This is a genomic window from bacterium, assembly GCA_035295165.1.
Taxonomy (GTDB): Bacteria; Sysuimicrobiota; Sysuimicrobiia; order Sysuimicrobiales; family Segetimicrobiaceae; genus JAJPIA01.
In genome coordinates, this window is the sequence record DATGJN010000002.1 from 1 (window position 1) to 21144 (window position 21144).

General features: G+C 68.6%; 21 protein-coding genes. 7 read left to right on the forward strand and 14 right to left on the reverse strand.

What is annotated here, in order from left to right:
- The 3 genes from VKZ50_00075 to VKZ50_00085 form a co-directional block, all read left to right on the forward strand.
- Nucleotides 1-643 (forward strand): ABC transporter substrate-binding protein (locus VKZ50_00075; protein ID HLJ58110.1); only part of this gene is annotated, 643 nt, incomplete at its 5' end.
- Nucleotides 644-668: 25 nt separating this feature from the next.
- On the forward strand, nt 669-1670 hold the full coding sequence (locus VKZ50_00080) for an ABC transporter permease (GenBank protein ID HLJ58111.1): 1002 nt from the start codon (nt 669-671) through the stop codon (nt 1668-1670).
- A gap of 17 nt (nt 1671-1687) precedes the next feature.
- The gene (locus tag VKZ50_00085) at nt 1688-2572 is read left to right on the forward strand and encodes an ABC transporter permease (GenBank protein ID HLJ58112.1); all 885 of its coding nucleotides are present in this window, start codon (nt 1688-1690) and stop codon (nt 2570-2572) included.
- A gap of 364 nt (nt 2573-2936) precedes the next feature.
- Here VKZ50_00085 and VKZ50_00090 read toward each other — a convergent pair whose 3' ends face one another.
- From VKZ50_00090 to VKZ50_00100, 3 genes are all read right to left on the reverse strand, one after another.
- The gene (locus tag VKZ50_00090) at nt 2937-4289 is read right to left on the reverse strand and encodes an aspartate aminotransferase family protein (protein ID HLJ58113.1); all 1353 of its coding nucleotides are present in this window, start codon (nt 4287-4289) and stop codon (nt 2937-2939) included.
- 133 nt (nt 4290-4422) lie between these two features.
- Entirely contained in the window at nt 4423-5241 is an 819-nt protein-coding gene (locus tag VKZ50_00095; GenBank protein HLJ58114.1) for a radical SAM protein, read from the reverse strand.
- Between the two features lie 313 nt (nt 5242-5554).
- A complete protein-coding gene (locus VKZ50_00100) occupies nt 5555-6001 on the reverse strand; it encodes a hypothetical protein (protein HLJ58115.1) in 447 nt (148 codons plus the stop codon).
- A gap of 235 nt (nt 6002-6236) precedes the next feature.
- Here VKZ50_00100 and VKZ50_00105 point away from each other — a divergent pair, with 235 nt between their 5' ends.
- Together VKZ50_00105 and VKZ50_00110 are read left to right on the forward strand one after the other, a co-directional pair.
- Nucleotides 6237-7196: a proline iminopeptidase-family hydrolase gene (locus tag VKZ50_00105; protein ID HLJ58116.1), complete on the forward strand. Its 960-nt coding sequence runs from the start codon at nt 6237-6239 to the stop codon at nt 7194-7196.
- A gap of 71 nt (nt 7197-7267) precedes the next feature.
- On the forward strand, nt 7268-7666 hold the full coding sequence (locus VKZ50_00110; GenBank protein ID HLJ58117.1) for an SDR family oxidoreductase: 399 nt from the start codon (nt 7268-7270) through the stop codon (nt 7664-7666).
- Between the two features lie 51 nt (nt 7667-7717).
- On the opposite strand, the gene VKZ50_00115 is transcribed toward VKZ50_00110, so the two are convergent.
- From VKZ50_00115 to VKZ50_00125, 3 genes are all read right to left on the reverse strand, one after another.
- Entirely contained in the window at nt 7718-9025 is a 1308-nt protein-coding gene (locus VKZ50_00115; GenBank protein HLJ58118.1) for an MFS transporter, read from the reverse strand.
- 14 nt (nt 9026-9039) lie between these two features.
- Nucleotides 9040-9366: a hypothetical protein gene (locus tag VKZ50_00120; GenBank protein HLJ58119.1), complete on the reverse strand. Its 327-nt coding sequence runs from the start codon at nt 9364-9366 to the stop codon at nt 9040-9042.
- A gap of 113 nt (nt 9367-9479) precedes the next feature.
- Nucleotides 9480-10283, reverse strand: coding sequence for a methyltransferase domain-containing protein (locus VKZ50_00125; protein ID HLJ58120.1), 804 nt, complete (start codon nt 10281-10283; stop codon nt 9480-9482).
- A gap of 331 nt (nt 10284-10614) precedes the next feature.
- Here VKZ50_00125 and VKZ50_00130 point away from each other — a divergent pair, with 331 nt between their 5' ends.
- Together VKZ50_00130 and VKZ50_00135 are read left to right on the forward strand one after the other, a co-directional pair.
- Complete coding sequence (locus VKZ50_00130) at nt 10615-11865, forward strand: phosphodiester glycosidase family protein (GenBank protein HLJ58121.1); 1251 nt, start codon at nt 10615-10617, stop codon at nt 11863-11865.
- Between the two features lie 207 nt (nt 11866-12072).
- Complete coding sequence (locus tag VKZ50_00135; GenBank protein HLJ58122.1) at nt 12073-13329, forward strand: hypothetical protein; 1257 nt, start codon at nt 12073-12075, stop codon at nt 13327-13329.
- A gap of 3 nt (nt 13330-13332) precedes the next feature.
- Here the strand turns inward: VKZ50_00135 and VKZ50_00140 are convergent, their stop codons facing one another.
- From VKZ50_00140 to VKZ50_00175, 8 genes are all read right to left on the reverse strand, one after another.
- A complete protein-coding gene (locus tag VKZ50_00140) occupies nt 13333-13677 on the reverse strand; it encodes a DUF5668 domain-containing protein (GenBank protein HLJ58123.1) in 345 nt (114 codons plus the stop codon).
- Between the two features lie 134 nt (nt 13678-13811).
- The gene (locus VKZ50_00145; GenBank protein HLJ58124.1) at nt 13812-14744 is read right to left on the reverse strand and encodes a GNAT family N-acetyltransferase; all 933 of its coding nucleotides are present in this window, start codon (nt 14742-14744) and stop codon (nt 13812-13814) included.
- A gap of 14 nt (nt 14745-14758) precedes the next feature.
- A complete protein-coding gene (locus VKZ50_00150; protein ID HLJ58125.1) occupies nt 14759-15310 on the reverse strand; it encodes an AAA family ATPase in 552 nt (183 codons plus the stop codon).
- Nucleotides 15311-15360: 50 nt separating this feature from the next.
- Nucleotides 15361-16728, reverse strand: a complete 1368-nt coding sequence (locus tag VKZ50_00155) for an aminotransferase class V-fold PLP-dependent enzyme (GenBank protein HLJ58126.1) — start codon at nt 16726-16728, stop codon at nt 15361-15363.
- 171 nt (nt 16729-16899) lie between these two features.
- On the reverse strand, nt 16900-18042 hold the full coding sequence (locus tag VKZ50_00160; GenBank protein ID HLJ58127.1) for a serine hydrolase domain-containing protein: 1143 nt from the start codon (nt 18040-18042) through the stop codon (nt 16900-16902).
- A 175-nt stretch (nt 18043-18217) separates the two neighbouring features.
- Nucleotides 18218-18829, reverse strand: a complete 612-nt coding sequence (locus VKZ50_00165; protein HLJ58128.1) for a hypothetical protein — start codon at nt 18827-18829, stop codon at nt 18218-18220.
- Between the two features lie 45 nt (nt 18830-18874).
- Nucleotides 18875-19429, reverse strand: coding sequence for a carboxymuconolactone decarboxylase family protein (locus VKZ50_00170; GenBank protein ID HLJ58129.1), 555 nt, complete (start codon nt 19427-19429; stop codon nt 18875-18877).
- 12 nt (nt 19430-19441) lie between these two features.
- Nucleotides 19442-21070 (reverse strand): thiamine pyrophosphate-binding protein, encoded by a 1629-nt coding sequence (locus VKZ50_00175; protein HLJ58130.1) that lies wholly within the window; start codon nt 21068-21070, stop codon nt 19442-19444.
- Nucleotides 21071-21144 lie beyond the last annotated feature (74 nt).

Here is a 21144-nt window from a genome sequence, read left to right on the forward strand (position 1 = left end):
CCCGTTCGCGATCAACCGTGCGGCGGCGTTCGGGCTAGCGACCGTAGCGAAGAGCATGCTGCCGAGCCAGCTCGAAGGCTACACGTCGACCCTGTGGCCGTACAAGTATGATCCCAATAAGGCCAGAGCCCTACTCTCGGAAGCCGGGTACGGCAAGGGGTTCAGCGTGACGATCGCGTTCAACGCGGGGAACACCGAACGCGAGCAGACCGCGGTGCTCGCGCAGGCCGCCCTGCACAACGTCGGCGTGGATGCGAAGGTCGAGGGCATCCCGTGGGGGACGTTCGTCAACAACTACCAGGACGGCAAGATGGCGATGTTCGTGTTGAGCGGCCTGGAACTCCCGATCGTGGACGACTATGTCGACCACATCTTCTACTCGAAAAGCGCCGGCGCCAAGGGGAACTTCGCATTTTACAGCAATCCCCAGGTCGACCGACTGATCGACCAGCTCGGCGGCACGACGGATCCCGCCAAGCGCAAGCAGATCGTGTTCGACATGCAGCGGTTGATCAACGCGGACGTCCCGAGCGTGCCGATCTACGACGCGCTCCTGATGTACGCGCACCGGGCGTGGGTGAAGGGGTGGGTCCTGTACCCGTCGGGCAACTGGTACTTCTACCCCGTGGAGAAGCGCGCGTAGGGGAGAGGGCGCGCTGACCGGGTTTGTGGCGCGGCGGCTCCTTGCGGTCCCGCCGATCCTCGTCGGGATTACGCTTGTCACGTTCCTGCTGTTACACGTCGTGCCCGGCGATCCGGCGCGGATGTACCTCGGCGAGGGGGCGCAGGACCCCCGCGTTGTCGCGGCGCTGGATCACGAGTGGGGGCTCGACCGCCCGCTTCCGGTCCAGTACGTAACCTATCTGCGCAACCTCCTGCGGGGCAACCTCGGGTTCTCGATCCACTCGGGCCGCCCCGTGGCGGACGACCTCCGCCACTTCCTGCCCGCGACGGTGGAACTCAGCCTGCTCAGCTTCCTGATCGCCGTCGCCGTCGGCGTGCCACTCGGCGTCCTGTCCGGCGCACGCGTCAACACCGGCGCCGACCACGCGAGCCGCATCGGCTCGCTACTGTTCCTGTCGATGCCGAGTTTCTGGTTCGGCCTGATCGTAATCTACGTGGGCTACTTCGTGCTCGGGTGGCTGCCGTCGCCGACCGGCCGGCTGGGCATGACCGACATCGCCCCCCCGCCGGTCACCGGCCTCTACACGATCGACAGCGTGCTCGCCGGCGACCCGGGCGCGCTCGTGCGGGCGCTGTGGTATCTCTTGCCGCCGGCGTTCACCCTCGCGCTCCCCTCGCTCGGCCTCGTCGTCCGGATGCTCCGCACCAGCATCGTCGAGGTATTGGGCCAGGACTACGTGCGGACCGCGCGGAGCAAGGGTGTGGCGGGCCGCGGCGTGCTGTACCGTCACGCCCTGCGCAACGCGCTCATCCCGACCGTCACCGTGCTGGGGGTCCAGTTCGGCCTCCTGTTCAGCGGAAACGTCCTGGTCGAAGCCGTGTTCTCGTGGCCCGGAATCGGCGGCTATCTCGTCCAAGCGATCCAGTGGCTCGACTACTCGGCCGTCATGGGCTGCACGCTGCTGATCGCGGCGCTGTTTGTCGCGGTGAACGTGCTCGTGGACTTCACGTACGCGTTCCTCGATCCTCGGGTGCACTATGGGTAGCCCAGGCCGGTCGTCCTATGGCTGACGTCGCCGCTCACCCCGCGGTCGCCATCGGCAGCCAGTGGCGGATGGCCGGGCGCCGTCTCCGCCGCAACGGCCTCTCGCTCGTCGGGCTTGTGATCCTGCTCCTCTGGACCGTGATCGGGACCGCAGCGCCGCTCGTCGCGCCGCACGATCCCGTCGCGGTGGACGTCGCGGATCGGCTCCAGCCGCCGAGCCGCGCCCACCTGCTGGGGACGGATTTCTACGGGCGGGACGTGCTCAGCCGGATCGTCTACGGCGCCCGCTACGACCTCGCGATCGCGATCGTGGCCGTCGGGGTGGCGGCGGGGGTGGGGACGCCGTTCGGCGTCGTGGCGGGATACTACGGCGCGCACGTGGACGACGCGATCATGCGCGTGTGCGACGTGCTGCTCGCGTTTCCGAGCCTCGTCCTCGCCTTGGCCCTGGGCGCCGCGCTGGGGCCCGGCCTGTGGAAGGCGGTGCTCGCCGTGGCGATCACGAGCATCGCCGGCTATGCGCGGCTGGCCCGCGGTTCGACGCTCGTCGGCCGCGAGGAAACGTACGTGGAAGCCGCCCGCGCCCAGGGCGCGTCCGATGTGCGGATCCTTTGGCGGTACGTTTTTCCGAACATCGTCTCGCCCGTCGTCGTCCGCTCGACGATCGGGATGGGGTTCAGCGTGTTGTTGGCAGCAAGCCTGAGCTTCGTCGGCCTGGGCGCCCAGCCGCCGACGCCGGAGTGGGGCGCGATGATCAACGAGGGCCGGAACGAGCTCGTCACGGGCGTGTGGTGGGTCTCCACGTTTCCCGGTCTCGCGATCATGTCCGTCGTCCTCGGCTTCAACCTGCTCGGCGACGGAATCCGGGACATCCTGGATCCCCGGGGCGCGACGCGGATCTAGGAGAATCGCCGGGCGCTTCGGGGCCCATCACGCGCTGGTCCACAGCGTGACTGCGGGGTCCAACGAACGCGGTGTGCGTTACTGTCTGGCTGCGCAGGGCTGAAGCCATGTCAAGATGAGATCCGCCGGCCCGGGCGTCAACGAGGTGCGCGGCACCATCGAGCGAACCTAGCACGCCCATTGACGTCCCGTGTAGTCGCCGGGGCCGTGCGGAGTGTGGCACGTCACGCAGCTCTGGCCTAGATCGTAGCACGCTATAGGCTAGGTCCCGTCAGGCGAACAGGGGCGTGCGCGGCCGACAAAGAGAGCGGGGCACCCCGGCGGGACCGGGGTGCCCCGTATCGCGATGCTCCGCAGATGAGGTCTAGCGGGAGGCCGCCGTGATCGCCTCCCGCAGCACCGTCACGATGCGGTCCAACGTCTCCACCGGGGTCATGAGCGGCGGCGCCAGGCAGATCGTGTCCCCGATCGCGGGGTCCGCAGAGCCGGCGCGGAGGCGGGGCAGCAGCCCGCGGGACATCGACTCGCGCACCACCTTCGGTCCCAGACCAAGCGCAGGTTTCTTCGTGGCCTTGTCCTCGACCAGTTCCACCCCGCACATCATCCCGAGGCCGCGCACGTCGCCGACCGCAGGCAAGTCCCGCAGGGTTTCCAGTCCCGAGAGCAGCCGCCGTCCCATCTCGCCGGCCCGCTCGACCAGGCCTTCGCGCTCGATGATCTCGACGTTTCTGAGACCGACCGCGCAGCACACCGGGTGCCCCGAGTAGGTCGCCGCGTGCATGTACTTCCGGTCCGGCGGCGCTTCCTGGATGGCCGCGTGCACGCGCTCGGAGACCAAGATCCCCCCGAGCGGCAGGTACGCGCTCGTGACGCCCTTGGCAAACGAGACCAAGTCGGGCTCCACTCCCCAGTGCCCCATCGCAAACCACCGCCCGGTCCGACCGAACCCGGTAATGACCTCGTCTGTGATCAGCAGCACCTCGTGCTTGTTGCAGATCTCCCGCACGCGGGGCCAGTACGTCGGCGGCGGCACGATCACGCCGCCGGCACCCATCACCGGCTCGCCGATAACGGCGGCCACGGTTTCCGGCCCCTCCTTCAGGATGACCTGCTCGAGCGCATCCGCCGCCTCCAGCCCGGAGTCGCCCTTGCCCGACGCGCGATACGGGTAGGGAGGAGGAGCCTGGATGAAGTTCGGGACGAGCGGTCCGAACATCTTGTGATAGGCGGCCATGCCGGTCGCGCTCATCGCCGCCATCGTCACCCCGTGGTACGCGTGGACGCGCGAGATGATCTTGACCTTCTCCGGTTTGCCGAGCACCTTCCAGAAGAACCGCGCGGTCTTGAACGCGGATTCGTTCGACTCGGCGCCCCCGGTCGTGAAGTACACCGCCGACGTGCTCGGATACGCAAGCTTCACGATGCGCTGCGCGAGCCGAATCATCGGCGTGTTCGACTGTCCCGCGTAGGCCGACGCGAAGGCAATCTTTCGCATCTGCTCGGCCGCCACATCGGCCAGCTCGCCCCGCCCGTGCCCGATGTTGACGTTCCACAGGCCCGCGAGGCCGTCGATGTACTCGCGGCCGTCCGCGTCCTTCAGGATCGCCCCGCGTCCCTCGACGATCAGGAGCGGGTGCTCGTGATCTCTCGGATGGTGGAGCGGATGAATCAGGTGCCGCCGGTCCTCTTGGAGCAGGAGCTGGGTATCGTCCGCCATGGTGCCTCCCTCCGTCATCCCCTCGCGTACTCTCGCCGGAACTCCGACGTCACGCGGTCCGGCAGCGGTCGGCGCGGGATGCGTTCAGGATATTCTCTGCGCGATGCATGGACTCCCTGTATCACGAGTGTGCTTAGAGATCCAGGAGGAGCTGGCAGGGCGCATCGACCCGCCGGATGTACCGCGCGGCCTCCATCCCGGCGCGCGTCTTCTCGGCCTCGACGGTGCGCGACACGGCGGCCCGGTAACCGCCCGGCGCGTACTTGCCGCCGTACATCTGCGTGTACCGAGCGAGCAGGTCGGGGCGGTAGCCTTGAAGGAACCGGGTGAACGAGTCACGGGTCACGGCACCGAGGTGAAGCACGTTGTGGCCGAGGAACTGTGCGCCGTGATCCGCCGCCGCCTCCACGACGGCCCTGAGATTGTCGCGCGAATCCGTGAGGCCCGGCAGGATCGGGGCGAGCAGGATGCCGCAGCGGATCCCCGCGTCGGCCAGGAGGCGGATCGTCCGCAGGCGCTGCACCGGCGGCGCGACACTGGGCTCGATCCGCCGCGCAATGCCGGCGTCGGTCGTGACGAGGCTCACGCACACGGTCGCGCCGGCCCCGGCGGCGAGCCGCCGAAGTACGTCCAGGTCACGGCGGACGAGGGGCGAACGGGTCACGATGCCGACCGGCGTCCGGAACTCGCAGAGCGCTTCCAGGATCCGCCGGGTGATGCGATAGCGCCCCTCGATCGCTTGGTAGGGATCGGTCGCCGTGCCGAGCGCTACCTGGTCCCGCCGCCACGACGGACGTGCAAGCTCGCGCCGGAGCACGTCGGGCGCGTTCACCTTGGCGAAGATCTTGGTCGACCACTGATCGATCCCGTCCTCGTCGAGGAACCAATGCGTGCGGCGGGCATAGCGAAAGGGCAGCCGTGCGCGCACCCCCGGTAGGGATTGATCGACCACTCGAACGGCATGCCCGTGACCCTGTTGATGACTGACTTGACCTCGATCTCGACGATCTCGCGGTGTCTCACGGGCATAATCGTATATGCGAACGTACGTTCGAGTCAAGAGGGGCCGGATGGAGGACGGCAAGGTGGCGCGGAGCGCGTGGGTCCGGTCGACGGCACGGCTCGGGCCCGAGCGGAGAAGCATGCGTGGCGCCTGCCTGTGGCGGCCCGGTCGTGCGTGGGAAACAAAGGGGAACGAAAAACGAGAAGGGGAGCCCGACGCGACTCCCCCTCGTAGCCCGATAGGTGTTGCGCCTTTGATGGCCCTAGGGCTTGTAGCCGGCGGGCCACACGACGAACGTGCCGACCTGCCCGAGCGACGCGTGATTGTACTGCTCGCACAAGAAGTTGACCTGGACCTGAGACTTCGGAACAAACGTGACCTGAGCCGTCTTGCCTTGGTCGACCAGGATGTACTTCCAGCCGTCTTTGGCGATGCCTTCCTTCGCATCGCCGGACACGGTGTAGTCCACCGTCGACCAAAACTGCGAGCCGATGCTGTGCGCCCGGCCGGGATGATCCTTGTCGTCGTTGGTGATTTGGAGCGTCACCCGTTCGCCGACGTTCATCGTGATGACGCTCGGGTCGTACTTGAACGACACCATCGATACCTTGATCACGCGCGTCGGCGGAGTCTGCGCCGACGTCACGAGGCTTGCACCGAACAGCAGCGCCCCCCCGAGGAGCGATGCCATCACCACCCGCGTTCGCAAGAACATCCCTCCTTGAACACGCCGTTTGCCCGATGATAGCAACAGAGCGCGATGGCTCCAAGTAAAAGTCATGTCACGGGGTGACACGCTCTTCACATCTGCCTCGTTCCCGTGCGCGGGCGGTGCGGCGTGCGGGAACGAGGTCCGCATTGGAGCAACCAAAACAAGGGAAGGGGCCCCGGCGGGAGAAATGTTGCCTCCAGAGTCACGGATCCCGTGTGCGTGGGGAGGGGCGATGCCGGACGCTCGCCCAGTCGAAGGGTTCCTATCGTTCCACGGGTTTCGCGTCTGGTACCGCATTGTCGGCGTACGCGAGGATCCCGGCAAGTTCCCGCTGCTGGTGCTGCACGGCGGCCCTGGCGCCGCGCATGACTACCTGGAACCCCTTGAGGCGATCGCCGCCACAGGGCGCCGCGTCGTTCTCTACGACCAGTTGGGGTGCGGGAGATCCGACAAACCGCACAACCCGTCGATGTGGGCCGTGGGACTGTTCGTTGAGGAGATCGGGGTGGTGCGGCGCGTATTGGGATTGACGCGGATCCACCTCCTCGGCCAGTCGTGGGGCGGCATGCTCGCGATGGAGTACGCGGCGACCCGCCCGCCGGGGCTGGCCAGCCTCACCGTCGCCAGCTCCCCGGCGAGCATGCGGCAGTGGGTTGAGGAGGCCAACCGACTGCGAAGCGAGCTCCCGCCGGAGGTGCAGGAGACGCTCCTCCGGCATGAGGCCGCCGGAACGACCCAGGACCAGGCCTACCAGGAGGCGATGCTGGTCTACTACCGCCGCCACGTCTGCCGGGTGAACCCGTGGCCGGACTGCCTGAACCGAACGTTCGCCCAACTGGCGGCTGATCCCGAAGTCTATCACACGATGAACGGGCCGAGCGAGTTCCACGTAATCGGGACGTTGAAGGACTGGACGATCGTGGACCGGCTCGGCGCGATCCGCGTGCCGACGCTGGTCACGTCGGGCCGATACGACGAAGCTACGCCGGCAATTGCCGAGACGATCCACCGAGGCATCGGCGGCTCCGAATGGATCCTCTTCGAGCACAGCTCGCACACCGCGCATATCGAAGAAGCCGAGCGGTATTGCGCGGTCCTGGATCAATTTCTCTCCCGAGTAGAGCAGAGGGGCCCGACCACCGCGCGGTCCGCCGACCGGGCAAGCCCAGGTCCGAGGGATTCAGGGATCTAGATCACATAACGGGGATTCTAAAACCTAGGACCCAGGGATTCCGGGGGTCGGATCATCGTGCCAAAGCGGTTGTGGCACCGCTCATGGTCGAGCGCGGATACGGCCGGATCATCAATGTGTCGTCGGTCACCGGACCGTTCGTGGCGTACGCCGGCGGGAGCGCCTATGCCGCGGCCAAGGCGGGGATGGACGGTCTGACCCGCACGCTCGCCCTGGAACTTGGCCCGCACGGCGTGACGGTCAACTCGGTCGCCCCGGGATGGATCCTGACGAGTCCGACGCCGTCCTCGGTCGTGGTCGACGCAGGACGCTGCACGCCGGTGGGGCGCGCCGGGCGCCCCGAGGAAGTGGCGGCGGTCGTCGCCTTTCTCGCCGCGGAGTCGGCAAGCTATCTGACGGGGCAATCGATCGTGGTCGACGGCGGCAACATCATCCAAGAACACAAAGGTCGCCAAGCGGACGATCGATAGGTCCGCGTTGCCGCCGCGGCGACGGGTCGTCCCGGGACGTACCACGGGGAATCACAGGTGAGCGTCACCGGGCTCGCCGCGGCGTCTGTCTCCGGTCAATTCGTCGAGCGTCCGCAGCCGCGGCATAGGAGACGGAATCAACCACAGGATGCCGGCCACGGCGCCGATCGTCGCGACCCAGAGCGTCGGCCGGAGACCAATGGCGGCACCGAGGAGTCCGCCGACCACCGAGCCGAGCGGGCGGATGCCGTTGTTGACCAAGCTGTACGCGCCCGACACGCGGGCGCGCAGTCGGGCGGGGACCAGGGCCGCAGACATCGACCCATAGCTGATGTCGAGAATCATCACCCCGAGGCCCGATCCGAATCGAGCGGCGAGGAGGCACGCCAGCACGAGGGGGGCGGGCCCGCCGGCCAACGGCACGAGCACCAACGGCAGCGGAAACAGGACGCAGCCGAGCATAAACGTCGGTCCGAAGCCGAGTCGGCCGACGAGGCGCCCCGTCACGATCGAACCGAGCACGGCACCCACCGCCCCCGTGCCGAGCACGAGCCCGAGGATCCCGGGCTGCACGCGGAGCGTCTGCGTCGCGTAGAGCACAAAGAGGGCGGAGAACGCGAAGTTGAAGAAATTGACCGTCGATGTCGCCGCCAGCGCGGCGCGCGCGAACGGCGAGTGCATGATGAAACGCGCACCCGCGATGACCGTCCCCTCCCCTCTCGGTTCGGCCGGCGGCTCGGACGGGGAGATCCTGGCGAGGCAGAACGCCGATACGAGGAACGACAGGGCATCGGCGGCAAGTGCGGCGGGCGCCGAGAAGACCTGCACGAGAAACCCACCGAGGCTCGGGCCGCCGACGAACGACAGCGCGCGGCTGCCGTGAAGGATCGCACTGCCTTCGACGTATCGCTCGCGAGGCACGATCGACACGAAGAGCGTGCTGTAGGCGACGAAGAACACGACGCTCAGCGCCCCGATCAGGAACGCGGTCGCATACAGGTACCCCATCGTCAGCCACCCGGCCCTGTATGCGAGCGGTATCGTCGCAAGCAGCACGACACGACCCAGGTCGGCGGCGATCATCGAGCGGCGGCGTGTTCTGCGCTGGTCGACCCACGCGCCGGCGTGCAGCGAGAACAATAGGTACGGCACCCATCCGGCCGCCGACAGATACCCCATCGCACGCGCGTCGGCGTGAAGCACGAGGACCGCCGCAAGAGGCAGAGCCAGGAGGGTGATCTGATCGCCGAACAACGAGATCACCTGTCCGGCCCAGAAGGTTCGGAACTCGCCGTTTTCGGCAAGGAGCGCGGGAACGAACCTCGGTCCCTGGCCCTTCGAGTGTCCGGGGAGCGACATCGTGGCTCGGCGCTCTATTCCCGAAGTGCGTCTTCGACGGCGCGGCCGGGATCGGGGAGTTCCTGGTGGTCACCGGATGTTGGCTCGGGGTGATCACCCATGTACCGGACGAGGAACACGGGCATCAAGACCATGAACGTGGCGAGGGCAAGGACCCACACAACCGCCGCATGGACCCACTCGGGCACCTGACCCCGCCACTGTGCCAATTCGACGAGGCACCCCAGATATAGGAGCAGGGCCACCGATTGTTGCCATTCCTTCAACGGCCGGCGGGAAGTATCGAGTATGAAGAGCGCGATCAGCAACGCCGCCCACGCCAGCACGTCGGGGAGCGGCATCGACGCTCGGCCTCGCCAGATTAAGTGGACCAAGAGGTACAACCCGATCAGCGTGATAACAAGAGTGTACGGGGTGTCGGGTCGGCGCCGCCTGGGGGTGTCCCGTTGGCGATTCATCGCGAGGGGTGGCGCAAGCGGACCCGGTAGCTCCGGCTTCGCGCGAGTAACGGCGGGCCGATGCGGGCGTCTCGGTGTGGATCGAACGACTCGCCGGCGACCTCGAATCGATCCGCGACAAGCCCGGTTCCTTCGAGCAGCAAGAGAAAGTCCGCCGGCGAGTAGCACCGGACGGTTTCCACCATCGCGTCCTGCTCACACCCGGTCCGCCACCACTTGCTGAGGAACCGGCATGACGCGGGATCGAAGTCATACCTGACCATCACGGATACATCCAACGGCACAGTCCGGACCTCGCCGTCGACCAGCCGCAACACCTCCTCGACATGGCGGCGCTTTCCGGTTTGCGCGGCCCAGAACGCGGGCGAGAACACGTCGAGCAGCATGGCCCCGTGCGCCGCGAGCCACTCCAGTCGGGCGCGCCGCAGCAATCGCCGCTGGTCGGCGTCGCTGCCGACCCCGAAGCCATCCCAGTAGCAGACCACGTCGAACGCCCCCTCGATGGCGGCCGTATAGAAATCCGCCTCGAGCACCGTCAACCGGCCGCGTCGCTGTTCAGCCAGGGCGCCTGCGAAGGCCGCCCGCACCGGGCTAATCTCGACGGCGGTCACGAGGTGGCCGAGATCGGCGATCGCGGCGGCTGTGCCTCCCGCCCCCGCGCCAAGATCGAGGACGCGCTTCCGCCCGCCGCCGCACAGGCGCTCAAGATCCCGGGCCCGGGCCCGGTGTTCGGGGAAGACTCCGGTCGGACCGAACCATGCGCTTCTCGTATCGTAGAAGGCACGTACCCACTCCATCATCTGGACACCCTCTCGGCGGTCAGGCTTCCCTCACCCGAGCGGTGCACCTCACCTTCCGTCCTCCGTTCGGCGAGCGGCCGCCTTCCCCTCGTGGGGCAGCCAAGACGGCACGGTCCGGAATTGGCCGCGTTGGGGAATTCATAAGCTGCTCATGTGGAGGAATCACGCTGGTTTCTTGATGCGGTTGGCAGGATTCGCGTACCGCCCGTCGAATCCGCCGCACCAATTGCAAGCAGGTGGGAGACAGACAAACCAGGAGTCGCGGCATCGCAGGCTAATGCGCCGTAGCAGCCATCGTCGCAGTCAGTGGCACGCGGGGTTGTGGACCTTGGTGGTCCTGTGCCTCGCCACCGGGCCGGCGTTGGCCGGCGGCCCGCCCCTCTGGCCCGGCGTCAAGTCCTCTCGCAGTTGGACCGCTCCGATCGCCCCCGGGGTTCAATATACACACTTCCGCGTCGCCACGTCCAGCGGACCGCTCAGCATCCACCATCTTCGTGTCGATCTGACCAACCCGAGCGTGCGCCTCGGGATGGGGCTCGCCCACGATCAGCTGATCAGCCCGGACGAAACCGTCTCCTCGATGGTCGCTCGCACCGGGGCCGTCGCGGGCGTCAACGGGGATTTCTTCGACATCCGCGACTCCGGAATGCCCCTCAACATCGTGGTCAAGAACGGTGAGTTTCTCCGCAGCCCGGTGGGGCGGGCGGCGCTCGCCATCGACAAAGACGGCGCGGCACGGATCAGCCATTTTCAGTGGGGCGGGTCGGTGTTGTTCCCGTCAACCAACGCGCGATACTGGCTCGCGGGGTTCAACACCGGCGTCGTGCCAGAAGGCATCGTCGCGTTCTCCAACGACCGGGGTTATGGGGCTCCGGTTCCGCCTCCAGGGGTCCGCCAGACGGTGGTCGACCTCGCCCCGGTCCAGCAACAACAACAGGAGGTGGCGCACCCGGTGTTCACGGTGACGGTGTCGGGCCAGCCCGAGCCTCCTGCTCCCGAGACGGCCGCGCAATCCACGCAGTACATGGTCGGGCAGGTGTGGCCGCAGCAGGCCTACTACGCCCCGTTCCCCAAAGGGGTAATGCTGCTGGTCGGCCGCGGGAACGCGGCGGACTGGCTTCAGCAGCACGTCACGGCCGGTATGCCGGTCGAGGTGAACCTTGCGACGACCCCGGATTGGCGAAACCTGCATCTCGCGATCGGCGGCGGGCCGATGTTGGTGCAGAATGGGTATCCGCTCGACGATCCCCACTCGCCGGCCCCACACGAGCGCGACCGCCCGAACCCGGTGCTGGCGGTGGGAATCTCCCGGGACGGTGCCACGATGTTGCTCGTGGCGATCGACGGCCGTCAACCCAAGCTCAGCATGGGTGTGACGCAACCGCAGCTCGCGGCGTACATGCGGTGGCTCGGCGCCTACCAGGCGATGGCGTTCGACAGCGGCGGCTCCGTGACGATGGTGGCGAAGTTCTGGGGCCGCCCGGGCCCCACGGTCGTCAACTCGCCCTCGGACGGACGCGAACGCCCCGTCGGCAACGCACTGTTGATTTTTAGTTCCCCGAACGCGGCGGTGTCGCGGTAGACTGCACCGTCCGTCGCCCGCGTGGTCCTCGGCCCTGAGTCACCGGCACCGCGCCCCACCGGGCCCATCCGGTCGTTTGCGTCCAAGACGCTGGTCTATGCGAAGGTCAACCCGGGAATATCACCTCATGCCCGGGCCGGGAGGCCCGCATCCGACTCCCCGCCCGGTGCGTGAACCTCCTGGGGGGACAGACGCGGAGATGGCCCGGTGATCGTTCGCCTCGCCCGTTTGGGGATGGCGTGCGCCCTGTTCCTTGGCGTTGCGTGCCCCGCTCCAGCTCAGGTGCTGTCGGCCCATCGCGACCTCTACGCGACGTTGGGCACGACGCTCGCGCGGTTCGATGAGCAGCTCGACGCGCGGCCGGCCAGCGCTGCTCCCGTACTCTTCGCCGCAGAGTTGCTCACCGCCAACGGGAACCGCGGCAAACAGCTGCTCCGTCCCGAGGCGCGCATCGGCGTGGACCTGGAGCTGGATCGACTGCGCGCGCTCGGAGTCCAAGGCGTGACCGTGGCCATCCCTTTCCCCCTGCTCTACGACCCGTACTGGCAGGAGCAGGGGGATGCGGCCGCCTCGCGGGACATGGTGGAGTTCTTCCGGTGGGTGGCCGGCGAAGTGCATGGCCGCGGCATGAAACTCCTGGTGGAAAGCGGCGTGATGTTCCCCGGTGTCTATTCAGCGGGTTCTGAGGTCGATGCCAACGCGTACTACCAGACCTTGAGCGATGCGCAGTATGTGGAGGGACGCGTGCAGAACATCATCGCCATCGCCCGCGACGTCGGCCCGGACATCCTGAGCGTCGGGTCGGAGCCCGACACCGAATTCCGCCTGACCGGGAAGGAGTTTCTCCGAGATCCACGAGCGTTTGCCCGCATGGTCCGCACATTTGTGGACCGCACGGCGGCGGCCGGGTTCGGCGCCGTGCCGCTGGCCGCGGGGACCGGCACATGGTACGCTCCCGGCGCGAGCTACGTCGCGGAACTGTGCAAGATCGGCGGGCTCGCCGCCATCGACCTGCATCTGTACCCCATCAATCGGGACTACCTCAACAAAGCGTTGGCCTTCGCGCAACAGGGCCACGCCTGTGGCAAACGGGTGACGATGCTTGAGACGTGGCTCGAAAAGATCGCGGATGATGAGTTGAGCTCGACCGACGCTGCGGTCGACCCGACGATCTTTGCCAGGGACGCGTCCAACGTGTGGGCGCCGCTCGACCAGCGGTTCCTCGGCGTCATGGCGAAGTACGCGCGCGCCGCGGGAGTCGACACGGTCTCGGCATTTTGGTCGCGCTATTTCTTTGCCTATCTGGACCCCGGCCTCGTTGCGCACGCCGACGCGAGCCAGGTCCTCACGTGGGCATCGGCCGCGGCCGCCCAGGCGATGGTCGATGGACGCGTTACCGATACCGGCCTGAGCTATCGGGCCATCATTGCAGGCGGCGCCACCGCCGGGACACCGAGCCGATAACCGTCACCACAGCCGGCTGACAACAAACGCAAATCCCAGCGCGATCAGAATCAGCGCCCCGATGTTCTGTTGCCCAAGCGAGCGGGCCGCGAGAAACGCGATGCCGAGACCGATCAACGCGAGTCCTCCGGCCGACGTGAGCCGGCGCCGTCCGCCGACAGTGCGTCCGACCTGCGGTGAGGACGCGGGTCTTTGCCTCCCCACGACGATTCCCAACCCAATCACGATCAAGATCACCGGCCACCACTGGTCGAGTTCCTGCGGTACGTAGCCGAGGTTGCGGAGCAACAGGATGGCACCGATCAGGAGCAGCACCACCCCTCCCAGAAGGTCGCGCCGGTGCTCCAAGGGAGTTCCCTCCTATCTCGTGGTGTTGACTGAGCGTCTGCGTATGGTAAGCCCCAAACTCACTGCGCGAGGTACTCGCGAGCTTCGGCAGCCCACCGGTGCGGTTCCTGGTTGGTCGGGATCTCCACTTACTGCTAGAACATCGACGTGCCGTCCGGGTCCGCCGGGGCCAGGTACATGAGCGGATCGCGGAACAGGTCGTCGCGCGAGCAACAGAAGATCTCGGTATCGCTGATGCGGAACCCAGCCCGGAGGAGCGGAGCGAGGGCACCGTGCGGTTCCGGCACCACGATGCAGTATCGCGCCTCGTCACTCGACGCAGACGCAGGTTCCGCCGTGGTGCCCGCCCACCGCCACGCGGCGCCGGCGCATGCGACGGAGTCAGCGGACGCCGTCACCCCCATGGGTCCGAGGCGAATGTCGATACCGCCGGTCGCTTCTCTGGCGCACCGCCGCACGTATCCGTACCCCAGCGTGTCGGCGTTCCGTCGAAACCACAGCGGTACTGCGCCGAGAACGCGCTGCCAGTACGCGTGATCTTCGGGACGCCGGCGCCCGCACGCTTCGGCGTCCCAGGCCACTACGTCGGCACCGTCTCCGCCGGCCGGCACGGCGACCACCCCCGCGCTCGGCAGTTGTGCCACCGCCCCGGCCGTTCCCGTGAGGAAGAAGTGAGGCCACCGCGGCCTGAGCCCCGCTCGCACGTACAGGGTGAGCGCGCCGGGGTGCGTGGAGCTCATCGTGCAATATCCGGTCGCCGGTGCCGCCATCAACTGCCGCAGGAGAGTCCCGCCGATGCCGTCGGCCTGCCGGTCCGGCGCGACGAACAGTTCGGAGATAAACGCAATACCGCTACGCACCAGCGCGGCGGCGTACCCGACCGCAACGTCCCCGTCCTCGGCGATCCACAGCGCCCCGGTCGTGCGCTCATGGCGAAAGAGACGGAGGAGCGGCAGCGTCACGTCGTGAGTCGTCGACGAGGTCCGCCCAGGATGCGCGGCGGCACGCCACACGCGGTAGACGGAGGGGAAATCGGCCTCAACGGCGCGCCGAATCCGGACGTCCATGCGGTAGCGCCCCACTACCGGGCAGCGGGCGCGGCGGCGCCGCCGTCGGGCACGGCCGAGAGCCACAGACGCACGTGCCGCGGCGACCGCAATCGCACGACCGCGAGATGCCCGTACTCCCGGCCGTCCAACGCCGCCGCATACGCGCGCCGGTTCAGCCCGTGCGTGCGCAGGGCCCAGAGAATGATGGAGTCCCGGCTCAGCGCGGTCCGCAACTGCTCGCGGTTGCCGTGCCACAGCTCTTCGCGAACGATCATCCGCCGCAGGGTGCGCACGAACACCTGCCGCAGCACAACCGTCAGCGGGAAGTCGAGCCAGACGAGGGTGTCCGCAAGCGGCCACACGATGTCGCGCGCCTTGGCATAATTCCCGTCCACCACCCAGGCGGCTCGCGCCAGCGCACGGGAGACCCGCGCACGAAACACGTCGGTCGGGGTCTCGGTCCATCCGGGCGCCCAGTGTAGCGCGTCCAATTCGATGTGCGGGATCCCGAGGCGCTTCGAGAGTTCGCGCGACACGGTCGTCTTGCCGGCGCCACTCGTCCCGACGACCACGATGCGCCGCATCTGTCCGCGCGTTCGGCCGCGTGACGCCCCAGGCGACATGAGGCGCCTACCTAGTGCCGAAGCTCTCCGGCAATCCGGAGCATCGTTTCCAGCGTGCGCTGGACGTCGCGGTCCGTGGTCGCCCAGGATGAGACGCTGATGCGCATTGCGGCCCGCCCGCGCCACACGGTGCCGCCGCACCAGCACGTGCCGTCTCGCTGGACCGCGTCGATCACCCGCGTGGTCGTATCGTCCACGCCGAACGACACGAGCACCTGATTGAGGACGACCTCGTTGAGCACCTCGTACCCCCCCTGCTCGAGACCTTCGGCCAGGCGCGCGGCCTGCCGGCAGTTTCGCTCGATCAACTCGACGAACCCGCGTCGCCCGAGGCTGCGCAGGGCCGCCCAGACCTCCACGCCCCTCGCCCGTCGCGACATCTCCGGCGTGTAGTGCGCGGGCTCCCGCCGCCCGCCCTGCGGGAGGTACGCGGCGGTGGCAGACATGGCGGCCCGCAAGTGCGCGCCCTCGCGGACGAAGGCCACGCCGCTGTCGTAGGGGACGTTCAACCACTTGTGGGCATCCACGGCCCACGAGTCCGCGCGGTCCAAGCCGCGCGTCTGATGTGCGAACGCGGGAGAGGCCGCCGCCCACAGCCCGAACGCGCCGTCCACATGCACCCACGCGCCGGCTGCGTGCGCCGCGTCGCAGAGCTCAGCGGCCGGGTCGAACGCTCCGGTGTTCACGTTGCCGGCCTGCAGGCACACAATCGCCAGGCCATCGAGGCGCGGCAACGCATCGGGGCGCATCCGGCCTTGCCCATCGACCGGCACGCGCACGACGCGCTCGCGGCCGAAGCCCACGAGGCTGAGCGCCTTGAGCAGGCTGACGTGCACCTCGTCCCCAACGACGACCGTGATCGGCGGCGCGCCGAAGAGACCCTGCGCCTCGACGTCCCACCCCGCGCGCGCGAGCACCGCGTGGCGCGCCGCCGCGAGCGCGGTGAAGTTGGCGACCGTGGTGCCGGTCACAAACGCGCCACCTGCGACCGACGGCAGGTGCAGCAACTCAAGCAGCCATCGCAGCGCCGTCTCCTCGACCGCCGCCGCCACGGGCGACATCACGGAAAACGCGACATTCTGGTCCCACGCGCCGGCCAGCCAGTTGGCGGCAAGCGCCGCCGGCAGCGACCCGCCGGTGACGAAGCCGAAGTACCGCGGTCCCGCGGAGGCCACGGTCGCGGGTGATCCGATCCCGTCGAGCAGCGCAAGTACCCGCTCGGGGTCCGCCGAATGCTCCGGCAGGGTCCCGTCGAGCTCGCGCAACCGGTCCACAGCCTCGGCGGCGGTAGCCACGCGTCGGGCGTCGAGCCCCTCAAGGTATCTCGCCGCGCGTTCCGCCGCGTCGCGCAGGAGCGCTCTCGATGCACTCTCGGCCAACGGCACCACCCCCCACTCTGGTTTCGGTCGTCGCGGGGCCGGGGTCCGATCACCCGGACGTGACGGCGACCGCGCACGACGATCTTGCCAGCCGCTCCCGCGCCTGTTGCGTCGTCCCCGTGGGAACGCGCATTCCGCCTGTTCGCATCGCCGCCGCGGTCGCGCTGCGCGTCAGGCGTCGGTACGCGCGAGGCCAACGTCCTCGTAGATCGCCGCGTTGAGCGCGTTGAGTCGGGCCTGGTGGCGGGGTTCGCCGGGAGTGCCGTTGGCCGCCCACGCTACGACGAGGCCGTGCTCGGGATCGCAGAACGCGCACGAGGACTGATATCCGCTGTGCCCAAACGTGCGGGGCGACGCGTGCGGCCCGTAGCCGTACGGTGGAACGCCCGTGCCGTACATCTTGGAGTCGAGCATGAATCCCAGTCCCCAGTCCATGACGTGCTGAAACGCCTGATCGACCATCCCGGCCCGGTGCCGCGCCGTCAGCGCCTCGACCGTCTGGGCAGAGAGGATCCGCGCGTCCCGCCAGCGTCCTCGTGCGCTCAGCATCTCGTAGAATCGGCCCAACTCCCGCACCGGACCGCGTCCGCTGCCACCGGGCCGGTACGGTCCGCCCATCGCCTCGCCGTCGGCGTCGTTCTGCCGGGCCTCGTCGCCGCTGGTGTCGTAGAGGATGCCGAACCGATTCCCGTACGCCTCCCGCGCCGCCGCCGGGATCCCGATCCACGAATCGCGCATCCCGAGCGGTTCGAAGATCGCCTCGCGAACGATGCGGCTGTAGTCACGACCGTCCAGTCGGCGCACGATCTCGGCGAGGATGTACCAACTCGTCCACGTGTGATATCCGGCCCGCGCCCCCGGGATCCACCCGGGTTCGAGGGGCGCCTCGCAGATACTCGCGATGATTCCATCCCACGAGAGACTCGCCTCGGGGCGGACGCCGCCGCGAAACCCGCCGGTGTGCGTCAGCAGGTGCCGGACGGTCACCGCAGCCTTTCCGTGCACGCCGAATTCGGGGATGAAACGCGCCACCGGGTCATCGAGCTCGAGCGCGCCGCGCTCCCACTGCCGGGCGATCGCGACCGCCGCCACGGGTTTCCCCGACGACATCCACGGCATCAGCGTGTCCGACGTCAGCGGGATCCCCGGCCGCGCCTCACCGACAGCCGCGTCCGCGAGCGTCGCCCCGCCCTCGGACACGTAGAGCTGCAGGCCCAAGTGCAGTTCGTCGGCGATGCCCCGAGCGATCGCGGCGCTCGTCCGGGGAAACCCCGGAACGCGGTCGGCAGGAGAAGCGTCGTGCGGTCCGGGCATCCGGCGGTCCCTCCGGAGAAACCTGTGGGCTTCGGCCCCCCACGCGGCGAGGTGCCGCCCCACCTGTTTCCACGCAGAGCGGGCCGGATCATGCCACGCAGGGGCCCGTCCGTCCTCACGCTCCCCGGAACGGGCGGGAGGACGGCGGCGCCCCTGTGAAACGACTCGCCCTACCCTATCGTGTCGTTGACGGTTGGCTCGCCGGCGACCCCGTCCCCGGCTTCCCGGCGATGTGGATCGAGTTGATGACCTGCGTCAACAGGCCGGCGTGCCCGGCCAGCGCCGCACCGTTGTCGGCGGTCGTGCCCGTCAGCACAAACGCCTTCCCCTGCTGTACGAGACACACTTGGCGGCTCCACCGACTTTCGCCGGTGTTCGCCTTCCACGTGTAGATGTGCTCGTACGCGGGCAGCCCCGCCACGGTCGTGGGCCCCTTGCGGACCGTGGTGAAGTTGATGTGCGCGAAGTGCTGCGTGACCCATTCCGCCTCGCTCTCGCACGACTGCGGCGACATCCCGGACGGGATGCCCCGCACGACGACGTCGAGGCTGTCCGGCAGCCCGCGCCCAGGCGCCGGCGCGGTCGCCGCGAGCGTCACGTTCCCGTTCGGCGCCGCGACCGACCAGGTCGCCGGCACGTTCAGCGTGAACTGGTTCCCGGCGTCGTGCACGGTGCGACCGACCGCAGTTGCCGCGAACGCGGCCGACCCCACGAGCGCGACGCCCACAATGAAACCAACCAGCGATGTCGTCCCTGCGCTCCTGAGCGTGTACGATCTCGACATCATCGGCATCACCCAGGAGGATGTTACCCAGATTCCGGCCCGCGCCAATCAGGCGCGCCGCCGCGGCGCGGGCGTCCGTCCGGGCTCGAGCCCGACGCCGAGCGGTTCCAAGATGCGCACGACCATATTGTAGTAGGCGACGACCTGGACGAGCTCGACAATCCGCTCGGTGTCGAGAAACGTACGCAGCGCGTCGAACACGGCGTCGCCGACGCGCACGGCCCGGGTGGTCTCTGCGCTGTAGCGGATCACGGCGCGCTCCTGGTCGCTGAAGACCGCGGACCGCGCGTAGTCCGCGAGCGCCTCGAGCTTTTCGACGGGCACCCCGGCGCGCCGGGCGATCTCCCAGTGGTGGGTGAACTCGTAGTCGACGCCGGCGACCTGCCCGACGGTCATGATCGCGAGCTCCCGCAGGGCGGGGTCGAGCGCCAGCGACGTGCGGAGGCAGGTGCTGTAATCGACGAGGCGTCGGAGCGGGCCCGGCGCATGCGCGAGCACGCGAAACAGGTTCGCGACTTCCCCGCGCCCCGCCGTCAGGCCGTCGTAGATGTCTCGGTCCTCGGGTCGAAGATCCTCGCGGGTCAGGTATGGCACACGCGGCATCGGCAGCTCCCTTCAGCGTTCCTGGGGAAGAATCGCCTGGACGCTTGTATCGATGACGACGAACTCCGGCCCGGCGCTCCCCAGGATCGCCGGAAGCGCCTCGAGCTCCCCAACGGTACGGATCCGCGTAACGGTGAAGCCGAACGCGCGACCGAGCAGTTCAAGATCCGGATTCGTGAAATCGGTCCCGATCGCGCGTCCCGGATAGTCGCGTGCCTGCTGGACGCGGATCGAGCCGTACATCCCGTTTTCCGACACGATCACCTTCAACGGCAGCCCACGCTGCGTCGCGACCGCGAGCTCGTTCCCGGTCATGAGCAGCCCACCGTCTCCGACGAAGCAGATCACCTGGCGATCCGGCTCGCGCAACGCCGCCGCAACGGCGGCCGGCACGCCGAAGCCCATCGCCCCGGAGATCGGCGCGAGGAGGCGCTGCGGCGGCGTGAACGGAACGACGCGGTACACCGGGGCGCCGAACATCCCGGCGTCGACCGTCACGATCGCGTCGGGCCGCAGGTGCTGCCCGACGAGCGCCACCACGCGCTCGAACGGCACTCCGTCGTCGACCTCGCGAGGCTGGATCGCCGCGATCGCGCGCCGCTCCCTCCCCACACGATCGATCCATGCGCGCCGGCCGGCGGGCGCCTGATTTGGCGGCACCCCGAGGGCCTCGATCAGCGCCCGGGGGTCGCACGCCACGGCGAGATCCGCCGCGAAATGCGTGCCGATGACCGCTGGGTCGGGGTGCACGTGGACGAGCTTCATCTCCGGCCGCACCGACCGCGGGAACGTATAACGCTGGGTGGTGATCTCGCCCAGGCGCGCCCCGAGGACGAGCAGGAGATCGGCGCCGCGGAGCACGCCCATCTGAGACGCCGGGTTGGCGAGGCCCATGTCCCCGGCGTAGAGACGGTGCGTGTTCGCGAAGAGGTCCTGACGGCGAAACGACACGACCGTGGGCACCTCCCAGGCTTCCGAGAACATGCGCAGGGCCTCACGCCCGCCCGCGCGGTCGAGCGCGCTGCCTGCGACCGCAAGCGGCCGTTCGGCTCCGTTCAACCACCGGCGGAGGATCGCGACATCGCCGGCGCCGGGCGCGGCCCTGATCGGCGCCTGTGGGGCGACCGGCGCGGCATCGGTCAGCGCGGTCAGGACGTCCTCCGGCACGGCGATCACGACCGGCCCCGGGAGCCCTGCCGTCGCCGTCTGGATCGCGCGGAGCATCGTCTCCGCGGTCCGGTCCGGGTCCGTGATCTCCGCCGTCCACTTCGCGATCGAGCCGAACATCTGGCGGTAGTCGATCTCCTGGAAGGCACCTCGACCGATGTCGCGCACGGGCACGTCGCCCACGACGAGAAGGAACGGGGCCGCATCCTGCTGAGCGGCGTGGACCGCGATCGCCGCGTTGCTGGCACCAGGGCCGCGGCTGACACAGGCGACGCCGGGACGGCCGGTGAGGCGCGCGTCCGCCACCGCCATAAACCCCGCGCCGGACTCGTGCCGGCAGACGACGGTGTCGATGTCGGCGCGCCCGTACAGCGCGTCAAGGAGGCCGAGGTAGCTCTCCCCGGGGACGCAGAAGACGCGATCGATGCGCTGCGCGGCGAGGCTGTCGGCGATGAGCTGACCGGCCGTTCGCATACGGATCCTGGACTCGCCCGAGAACGGCGCCGGGCTCACCGGCCTTCCGCGAACCGCTCGACGAGGTAACTCCT